Origin of the sequence: Micromonospora sp. NPDC049257, assembly GCF_040678915.1 — a bacterium.
Classification (GTDB): Bacteria; Actinomycetota; Actinomycetes; order Mycobacteriales; family Micromonosporaceae; genus Micromonospora; species Micromonospora antibiotica.
Map to the genome: position 1 here is coordinate 301933 of NZ_JBFAQU010000006.1, position 7011 is coordinate 308943.

The 7011-nt window shown below is 71.3% G+C and carries 4 protein-coding genes; all 4 read right to left on the minus strand.

Features of this window, described 5'->3' with window-relative positions; all coding sequences use genetic code 11:
• Positions 1–380: 380 nt before the first annotated feature.
• Positions 381–1064, minus strand: a complete 684-nt coding sequence (locus AB0K25_RS13095; protein ID WP_219467941.1) for a DUF5825 family protein — start codon at positions 1062–1064, stop codon at positions 381–383.
• An 11-nt stretch (positions 1065–1075) separates the two neighbouring features.
• Positions 1076–3010 carry a RiPP maturation radical SAM C-methyltransferase gene (locus tag AB0K25_RS13100; RefSeq protein WP_357534880.1) on the minus strand — a complete coding sequence of 645 codons (1935 nt, stop codon included), beginning with the start codon at positions 3008–3010 and terminating at the stop codon, positions 1076–1078.
• Between the two features lie 253 nt (positions 3011–3263).
• Positions 3264–5081 (minus strand): prolyl oligopeptidase family serine peptidase, encoded by a 1818-nt coding sequence (locus AB0K25_RS13105; protein ID WP_219467947.1) that lies wholly within the window; start codon positions 5079–5081, stop codon positions 3264–3266.
• Entirely contained in the window at positions 5078–6418 is a 1341-nt protein-coding gene (locus AB0K25_RS13110) for an MFS transporter (RefSeq protein WP_363820223.1), read from the minus strand. The genes AB0K25_RS13105 and AB0K25_RS13110 overlap by 4 nt, the downstream gene beginning before the upstream one ends.
• Positions 6419–7011: the final 593 nt, after the last annotated feature.

Genomic DNA, 7011 nt, shown 5'->3' on the forward strand with positions numbered 1-7011 from the left:
CACCACGCGGTGGTGGGCCGGTCGTCCAGCAGAACCGGGGGGGACGGGTCGCGGTGGGTGGTGTCGACAGCATCGAGTGCCGTCGATGGCGACGGTAGGGTGTCGATGCTCCACCTGTCAACAAGTTTCGGAAATCTTCCCGAAACATCGTTCCGGGCGGCGGCCGGACGCGGGGCGGATTTCGACGGGTTGACGTCGGCTGTCACCGAGATGGGCCCGCGGAGGGCAGGTATTAATTCGACCTCAACGGGGCCACCTCCCCTGTATACCCGAAACTTTCGGGAACCACCAGCCGGGGCGAACGCGAGACCGCCCGCCCACCCGGCCCGGGGTCGCGGGCGGGTGGACGGGCGGTCGGTGACGCGGCCGGCGCCGGGCGGTCAGATCACCATCGACGGCAGGGGCCAGCGGCGCAGCCGGTGCGGCAGCCACACCAGCAGCTCGCCGATCTTCGTGACCAGGCCCTCCCCGCCGAAGTCCCGGGCGATGGAGAGGTCGACCCCGGTGACGGCGGCACCGTCCAGCAACTGGTCGAGCACCGTCAGGTAGGCCGGATCGTCGATGGTCAGCAGGTTCAACCGACCGGAGCGGCGGTCCCGCACCTGGACGAACCCCGGGCCCCGACGGTAGGTGCACTTGTCGAAGTAGAAACCCTTTACCCAGGCGTCGAGCTGTGCGACCGGGTCGCCCTCGCCCCCCGGCGCGGGGAGCAGCTCGACCGGCGCCCGCAGGTGGCTGTACGGGAGCCACTCGTCGGCCTCGACGCCGGGCAGCCGCAGCCGCCAGTCCACGGCGATACCGTGGCTGGTCAGCTCCCGGACCAGCACCAGCCGGCGGACCGTGTCGACGGCCGTCGCGTCGTCCCCGGTGACCGTCAGGTCCACCGCGTCGGGAAGGTCGACCCGACGGACCCCCGCAGAACGCCAGCGGGCGACCGCGTCGGCGGCCGGCTCACGCAGCTCGGCCGGACCGATGGTCATGCCGGGGATGGACAGGACGGCCGGGTCGTGGTCCCGGGCGAGACCGACCAGGATGGGCCGCAGACCGGCGTCGGTGGTGGACACGTTCCCTCCCCTCAGACCGCGCTGAGCGCGGCCGGCTCGCCCGCCTCGGCGGCGGCCCTGGTCTCGGCGGCTTCGCGTTCCAGGTGCAGGTGGTCGATGCGCAGGAGATCCTGGTTCATGGCCTGCGGGGCGATCTGGATGAACTGCCCGGCGTCCTCGTAGACCAGGCCGAGACCGCGCCAGCGCCACAGCAACGCCGTAAGGACCGGCTCGTCGACCGACAGCCGCCGGGCCAGCGCGCTGACGCTGTGCGGCTGGTCGAGCTGCCGGAACACGGCCACCTCCACCGGGTCGGTCAGCCGCAGGACGTGCCAGTCGAAGTGCCTGCGTCGGCTGACCAGCACGATCTCGTCGCCGAGGTCGTGGTGGGTGAGCCGGCTGCGGGCGTACTCGTGCTGCCACTGCGTGACCGCCCGGTCGAGCCGGTCGGCCGTCTCGCCGCCGATGCCCTGCGGGGGTACGTCGAACAGGTACGCCAGGTCCATCAGCTCCGACTCGGGCAGGTCGTAGATCAGCCGGTACTGCGCCGCCGGCCGCAGGTCGGTGAAGCCGAGTTCGGGGCGGACGAAGAAGGGGCTGAACCGCTCGATGGCGATGCGGGTGCTCCCGTCGGCCGGGCACAGGTGGTGCAGCGCCGGCATCTGCGCGATCACCGGCAGGTAGTCGTCTTCGGTCTCGCCGGGGAACCCGTACAGGTAGTTCCAGGCGATGGTGATCCCGCTGGTCTCGGCGTCACGCAGCATCCGGATGTTGAGGCAGCCGCTGACCCCCTTGTCCATCAGCTTGAGCACCCGGCTGTTGAGGCTCTCGATGCCGGGCTGCACGCTGACCAGACCGGCGTCGGCCAGCGCCTGCACCTGCGGGCCCTTCATGTTCGACTTGATCTCGTACTGCAACCGCAGGTCGTAGTCGGATTCGGTGAGCCGGGGCAGCAGCGAGGTCACGTAACTCATGTCGAGGATGTTGTCCACGACGAACATGTCCAGGACCTGGTGCCGCTCGACCAGCTCGATGATCTCGTCGTAGAACCTGCCCGGGTGCTTGCTGCGGAACTGCATGAACGATCCGTTGAGGCCGCAGAACGTGCAGTGGTGCTTCTCGCCCCACCAGCAGCCCCGGGCGCCCTCGACGACCAGCCGGGGCTCGACCCAGTGCTGCGCCCGGGACGCGGCCAACCGCTCGAAGTAGCCCGCGTAGTCCGGGGCGACGATCTCGGCCGGGGGCAGGGGTGTGGTGCTCATCGGATTCGCCACGGACAGGCCGTCCGGGCCGCCCCAGCACAGCCCTTCGATGTCGGCGAGCCCGCCCGCCGGCTCCGCCCCGCCGGCCGCCGACCGGGCCGGGTCGAGCGCGGCGAGCAGCCGGGGGAACGCGGTCTCGCCCTCACCCCGGACCACGAAGTCGACGAACGAGAAGTTGCGGTGGATCGCGGCACCCTGCTCACCGTCGCAGTTCGCGCCGCCCATGACCGTACGGATGCCGGGTGACCGCTTCTTGATCGCCCGGGCGGTGGCGAGGGCGGCGGCGTTCTGCTGGAACGTGGAGGTGAAGCCGACCACGTCCGGTGCCTGGGCGACGATCCGGTCGGCCAGTTCCGCGACGAACTCCGGGGCCAGCCGGTGCAGCTCCAGGTTGAGCGCGAGTTCCCGCTCGGTCATCTGGGTCCGGACCCGGTCGGTGAACTCCTGCACCCGCCATTGGGGATCGTCGTACAGGGCCGAGGAGAAGACCCAGTCACCACAGCCCGCGAAATAGGTGAACAGCGAATAGTAGTAGTAGTCGCTCAATCCGAACTCGGTCCGGTCGACCACCCAGTCGACGAAGTCGAGATTCGCGTGGACGGCCTCCACTTCGGCGTCCGGCATTTTCTGCCGGACGCTGTTGGTGAGGATTCCAATCGCCAACGAAGGGACGTCGATGGAAGTCCATGGCATATTGACCAGCATGACCCGCACGTAACCTCTCCTCTCTCGTGAGCTGTTCGGACCGGATGACGGATACGGGGTGGGGCCACCTGCCCGGGCGGGTGGCCCCACCCCGTACGGCCGCTAGAAGCTGACCTTGACCGTGACCGTGACCGTGACGTTCGAGGCCCGGAGCTGGTCGCGGTTGCCGTTGATCGGGTCGTTCTCGACAACGTTCTTGCGCATGTCGTTCACCTCCTTTCCGTTATCGAGGGGATCGGGTCACGTGCCGGGGTCAGCCCGCCGGTCGCGCCATCGCGAGCGCCACCGGTGTGCCTTCGTCCCGCACGCCGTCGAAGTGCCGCTGCATGAACAGCAGCACGGTCTGCATCAGAGCCAGGTGGCTCTGCGCGTCGAAGTCCTCGTGACCGGCCCGCCGCCGGACCACCTGGTGGGGAATGCGGCGCTCGGCCAACAGCCGCGCGTAGCGCTCCACCGGTGCCGGCGGGCAGCGCACGTCACCCGTGGAGACGGCCAGCAGCACCGGGGCCCGGACTTGGTCGACGTAGGTGATCGGGGAGGACCGGGCGTACCGCTGCGGCACCTCGTCGGGGGTGCCGCCGAACAGCAGCACGTCCAGCGCCCGTACCGCCGGAGTGGCCGCCTCGAAGGCGGCGACGTAGTCGGCGACGGGGCTGATCGCGATCCCGAGCCGCCACAGCTCCGGTTGCCGGCCGAGCGCGAGCAGGGTCAGGTAGCCGCCCCACGACGTTCCCCACAGGGCGGTGCGCCGGTCCTCGACGACACCCTCGGCGACCAGGTGGGCCCGGACCGCGGCGAGATCCGCCAACTGGGTGAGGCCGACCCCGGCGGAGAAGTCGTTGCGCCAGGCCGCGCCGTACCCGCTGGAGCCCCGGTAGTTGACCCGGACCACCGCGCAGCCGGTGCTGACCAGGATCTCGACCAGCGGGTCGTAGGCGTCGCGGGCGTGCTGGAAGGGCCCGCCGTGGACCAGGAAGACGGCCGGTCTCGGTCCCTCCCGGTCGGCCGGCAGGGCGACCAGCGCGGGGATCGGCCCACCGGGGCCCGGCACCCGGATCTCCTCGCGGCGGTGCTCCACCGGCGTCGCGACGGGGTCCGGCCCGCCCACGTCGGGCTGACCGCCGGGGTGCTCCGGCAGCTGCACCCCACGCACGGAACGCAGCTGGGGTGGGGTCACCGAGTCGGTCCACACGTAGGCGACGTCCCCGTCGGGCCACACCGCGGCGTCCAGGATGCTGCCGGTGGGGGTGTCGACGACCGACCGGGTCCGCCCGGCGAGGTCCACCTCGTGCAGCAGGCTGCGGGCGTGCCGGTCCTGCCGGACGAGCAGCCGCCGCCCGTCCGGGAACCAGCCGGCGGTGACCTCGGTGTCGAAGCGGCACCAGTCGTGCCGGACCAGACCTTCCTCCTCGGTCCAGGTCGCCGGGAGGTAGCCGCCCTCGTCCTCGATCACCAGCAGCAGCCGGGCCGGGCCGGAGCCGGGGGCGAAACCGAGGGCCCACACCCGCCCGTCGGCGCAACCGGCGATGCCGGCCACCCGGACGCCGTCGGTGGTGACCACCGTGACCGCCGCGTCGGTGGCGGCATCGGCGCCGATCACGGCGAGCCGCCCGGCCGGATCGAGATCGACCAGGTAGGCGTAGCCGGTGACGTGGGTCCGTTCGCTCACCCGGCCGTCGCCGGTGCGCAGGAACAGGGTCATCCCGCCGTCGTCGGACAGGCCGATCGCGGTGGTGCCGTCGGTGGCCATGGCGATGCCGGCGTGGCGGGCCGGCGGCACCGACGGCAGCGCCGCGACGGACCGGTCGGGCTGGTCGAAGTCGCACGTCCGCCAGGTGCCGACGCCGCCGAGATCGTCGTCGAACCACCAGATGGTGGACCCGGTCGGGTCGAGCGCCGCCCGGATCGTGCCGGCCGCCCGGTCGGTCACCTGCCGGGCGGTGCCGGCGAGCCGGTCCCAGGCGAGGATCTCGCAGCGCCCCCCGGCGTCACCGACGTAGACCGCCCGGTGCGGTGCGTGCTCGGCGACGACCGGCAGCGCCGGATAGAACAGCCGGTGACCACGACTCATCGGCGGGCCTCCTCGGGGTCGGGGGCGGCCCCGGCACCGGCGGCCGGGCCGGGGTCGGTGCCGTCGGTCGGGTCGGTGTCGTCGGTCGGGTCGGGGTCGGTGCCGGCCGTCGCACCGGCGCCGGCGCGGAGCTGGCGCAGGCTGACGGTGGTGTACGTGGCCAGCAGCGCCAGCGCGGCGGCGAAGACCAGGGCGACGGTGCCCGGGCTGTACCAGGCCACCAGCACCCCGGCGAGCAGCGGCGCGGGCGTCTGGAGCGCCTCGCCGACGGTGCCCATCACGGTCGCCACCCGACCCTGGAGCTCGTCGGGCGTCAACGCGATCACCCGGGACTGGAAGATGACCCCGAGCAGCGGGCTGAGCAGGAAGACCAACCCGAACAACAGCCCGTAGCTCCAGGTCTGCCGGGCCTGGGACATCGCGACGACGAGGCCGACCATGGCCCACGAGGCGAACACGATGACGGTCGTCGGCCGTACCCGGCTGAAGATCATCGGAGCGGCCAGTGCGCCGCTCAGGCCACCGACGCTGGCGATGGTGAGGATCAGGCCGATCGACGCCGCGGGGGCACCCTGCCGACCGGCGGTCAGGATGGCGTAGTAGACGAGGGCGCCGAAGGTGAAGTTGATGCCGGCCGCCCAGATCGTGACGAACCGCAGGAACGGCTGCCGCCACACGAAGCGCAGCCCGACGCGCAGGTCGGTGCGGAACGAGGTGCGCTCGGCGCGTTCGGGTGTCAGGTCGGTCCGGATGGTGGCGACGAGAGCTGCCGCGAGCAGGTAGGACAGCGTGTCCGCCAGGAACGGCAGCCAGCGGGCGAGCTGGTAGAGCACCCCGCCCAACAACGGGCCGGTGAGCCGGGCGGCGTGGTTGCGGGCCTCCAACCGCGACAGTGCCTTCTGGTCGTCGTCCGGCAGCAGGCGGCGGATGGCACCGGAGCCGGCCGCCTCGTAGCCGCTCTGCGCGATCCCCTCGACGAACGCGGCGGCGGCCAGCAGGCCGAGGGTCGCCACGTCGGCCACCAGTACGACGAAGATCGTCGACATCGCGGCGGCGGCGACCAGCAGCGAGCTGACCATCATGCGTTTACGCGGCAGCCGGTCGGCCAGCACCCCCGCCACCGGAGCGGCGACGAGCCGCCCGGCGAGGGCGAGGGCGCCGACCAGTCCGGCCGCCGCCGGTGAGCCGGTCACGGCCAGGGTGACCAGTGGAAGAACGATCCCGGACGCCTGCGACCCGAGTTGGTCGATTGCGCCGGCGATCCAGTAGAGGCGGAAATCGCGGCCCCGGTGGGGGCTATTTGCGGGTTTTGTTTCCTGGCTGGGGGCAGCCGTCATTGCCCTGGCCGCATTGTGCTCATGATTTTCCCAAATATCGGTGCGAGGTCTGTTCGGTACGAGTTCGCGCGATCCGGGGCTGAATTCCTTTACCCCAATGTGGAGTGGGGTGCGTATGAGGCTAACAATGCCGTGTGCCGAACGCAAGGATTCAAATACGTCTAGTTGTTCGGTGGTTATTGGGTTGTGGGGATGATGAGAGACTTGTACGTCTCTGTTCGGATAATCCGCGCTACGCGCCGAACCTCCGAACAGTGCCCGGAGTCGATCGTTTCATTGACGACAATCTCCGCTGAATTCGTGATTTTCGACGGCGTCGCCGCAGTGGCGTCGACCGCCCGCGGTCCGGCCCCCGACGCCCGAACGCCTGACGCGCCACCGCGCCCGCCTGCCGGGTGGACGACGAGCGGCCGGGCCGGTGGACGACGAGCGGCCGGGCCGGTGGACGACGAACGGCGGGCCCGATGGACGACGAACGGCCGGGTCGGCGTGCTGGACCCGGCAACCTGCCGACGGCGGGGGCGTGGTGGGCGGGGGCGTCGTCGGCGGGGGCGTGGTGGGCGGCGGAGTGGTCGGCGGGGGCGGTGGCGGTG